Origin of the sequence: Pseudomonas sp. BF-RE-22, from assembly GCF_019956155.1 — a bacterium.
In the GTDB taxonomy this organism is placed as follows: domain Bacteria; phylum Pseudomonadota; class Gammaproteobacteria; order Pseudomonadales; family Pseudomonadaceae; genus Aquipseudomonas; species Aquipseudomonas migulae.
Map to the genome: position 1 here is coordinate 1 of NZ_JAHBDD010000081.1, position 3,104 is coordinate 3,104.

The following is a 3,104-nucleotide window of genomic DNA, read 5'->3' on the forward strand; positions in this document are numbered from 1 at the left end:
TCTCGAACTTTCGGTTCATTGCGTCTTCACACACCGCAATCTGATGCTCTTTCGAGTAGTCAAATTGCTTGGGTGTTATATGGTCAAGCCTCACGGGCAATTAGTATTGGTTAGCTCAACGCCTCACAGCGCTTACACACCCAACCTATCAACGTCGTAGTCTTCGACGGCCCTTCAGGGGACTCAAGGTCCCAGTGAGATCTCATCTTGAGGCTAGTTTCCCGCTTAGATGCTTTCAGCGGTTATCTATTCCGAACATAGCTACCCGGCAATGCCACTGGCGTGACAACCGGAACACCAGAGGTTCGTCCACTCCGGTCCTCTCGTACTAGGAGCAGCCCCTCTCAAATCTCAAACGTCCACGGCAGATAGGGACCGAACTGTCTCACGACGTTCTAAACCCAGCTCGCGTACCACTTTAAATGGCGAACAGCCATACCCTTGGGACCGGCTTCAGCCCCAGGATGTGATGAGCCGACATCGAGGTGCCAAACACCGCCGTCGATATGAACTCTTGGGCGGTATCAGCCTGTTATCCCCGGAGTACCTTTTATCCGTTGAGCGATGGCCCTTCCATACAGAACCACCGGATCACTAAGACCTACTTTCGTACCTGCTCGACGTGTCTGTCTCGCAGTCAAGCGCGCTTTTGCCTTTATACTCTACGACCGATTTCCGACCGGTCTGAGCGCACCTTCGTACTCCTCCGTTACTCTTTAGGAGGAGACCGCCCCAGTCAAACTACCCACCATACACTGTCCTCGATCCGGATAACGGACCTGAGTTAGAACCTCAAAGTTGCCAGGGTGGTATTTCAAGGATGGCTCCACGCGAACTGGCGTCCACGCTTCAAAGCCTCCCACCTATCCTACACAAGCAAATTCAAAGTCCAGTGCAAAGCTATAGTAAAGGTTCACGGGGTCTTTCCGTCTAGCCGCGGATACACTGCATCTTCACAGCGATTTCAATTTCACTGAGTCTCGGGTGGAGACAGCGCCGCCATCGTTACGCCATTCGTGCAGGTCGGAACTTACCCGACAAGGAATTTCGCTACCTTAGGACCGTTATAGTTACGGCCGCCGTTTACCGGGGCTTCGATCAAGAGCTTCGCGTTAGCTAACCCCATCAATTAACCTTCCGGCACCGGGCAGGCGTCACACCCTATACGTCCACTTTCGTGTTTGCAGAGTGCTGTGTTTTTAATAAACAGTCGCAGCGGCCTGGTATCTTCGACCGGCATGAGCTTACGGAGCAAGTCCTTCACCCTCACCGGCGCACCTTCTCCCGAAGTTACGGTGCCATTTTGCCTAGTTCCTTCACCCGAGTTCTCTCAAGCGCCTTGGTATTCTCTACCCAACCACCTGTGTCGGTTTGGGGTACGGTTCCTGGTTACCTGAAGCTTAGAAGCTTTTCTTGGAAGCATGGCATCAACCACTTCGTGTTCTAAAAGAACACTCGTCATCAGCTCTCGGCCTTAGAATCCCGGATTTACCTAAGATTCCAGCCTACCACCTTAAACTTGGACAACCAACGCCAAGCTGGCCTAGCCTTCTCCGTCCCTCCATCGCAATAACCAGAAGTACAGGAATATTAACCTGTTTTCCATCGACTACGCTTTTCAGCCTCGCCTTAGGGACCGACTAACCCTGCGTCGATTAACGTTGCGCAGGAAACCTTGGTCTTTCGGCGTGGGTGTTTTTCACACCCATTGTCGTTACTCATGTCAGCATTCGCACTTCTGATACCTCCAGCAAGCTTCTCAACTCACCTTCACAGGCTTACAGAACGCTCCTCTACCGCATCATCCGAAGATGATACCCGTAGCTTCGGTGTATGGTTTGAGCCCCGTTACATCTTCCGCGCAGGCCGACTCGACTAGTGAGCTATTACGCTTTCTTTAAAGGGTGGCTGCTTCTAAGCCAACCTCCTAGCTGTCTAAGCCTTCCCACATCGTTTCCCACTTAACCATAACTTTGGGACCTTAGCTGACGGTCTGGGTTGTTTCCCTTTTCACGACGGACGTTAGCACCCGCCGTGTGTCTCCCATGCTCGGCACTTGTAGGTATTCGGAGTTTGCATCGGTTTGGTAAGTCGGGATGACCCCCTAGCCGAAACAGTGCTCTACCCCCTACAGTGATACATGAGGCGCTACCTAAATAGCTTTCGAGGAGAACCAGCTATCTCCGAGCTTGATTAGCCTTTCACTCCGATCCACAGGTCATCCGCTAACTTTTCAACGGTAGTCGGTTCGGTCCTCCAGTTAGTGTTACCCAACCTTCAACCTGCCCATGGATAGATCGCCCGGTTTCGGGTCTATTCCCAGCGACTAGACGCCCTATTAAGACTCGCTTTCGCTACGCCTCCCCTATTCGGTTAAGCTCGCCACTGAAAATAAGTCGCTGACCCATTATACAAAAGGTACGCAGTCACCCAACAAAGTGGGCTCCCACTGCTTGTACGCATACGGTTTCAGGATCTATTTCACTCCCCTCTCCGGGGTTCTTTTCGCCTTTCCCTCACGGTACTAGTTCACTATCGGTCAGTCAGTAGTATTTAGCCTTGGAGGATGGTCCCCCCATATTCAGACAAAGTTTCTCGTGCTCCGTCCTACTCGATTTCATGACTAAGAGATTTTCGCGTACAGGGCTATCACCCACTATGGCCGCACTTTCCAGAGCGTTCCGCTAATCTCAAAGCCACTTAAGGGCTAGTCCCCGTTCGCTCGCCACTACTAAGGGAATCTCGGTTGATTTCTTTTCCTCAGGGTACTTAGATGTTTCAGTTCCCCTGGTTCGCTTCTTAAGCCTATGTATTCAGCTTAAGATACCTAACTTATGTTAGGTGGGTTCCCCCATTCAGACATCTCCGGATCAAAGTCTGTTTGCCGACTCCCCGAAGCTTTTCGCAGGCTACCACGTCTTTCATCGCCTCTGACTGCCAAGGCATCCACCGTATGCGCTTCTTCACTTGACCATATAACCCCAAGCAATCTGGTTATACTGTGAAGACGACATTCGCCGAAAATTCGCGATTAAACTCACAAATTTTACCTTAGCCTGAATAAACACCAGTGAAAGTGTTATCCAGTCTATCTTTCTATCACA

At 51.1% G+C, this 3,104-nt stretch carries 1 rRNA gene; it reads right to left on the minus strand.

What is annotated here, in order from left to right:
• Positions 1–79 precede the first annotated feature (79 nt).
• Positions 80–2,973, minus strand: a 23S ribosomal RNA gene (locus tag KGA82_RS27190).
• Positions 2,974–3,104: the final 131 nt, after the last annotated feature.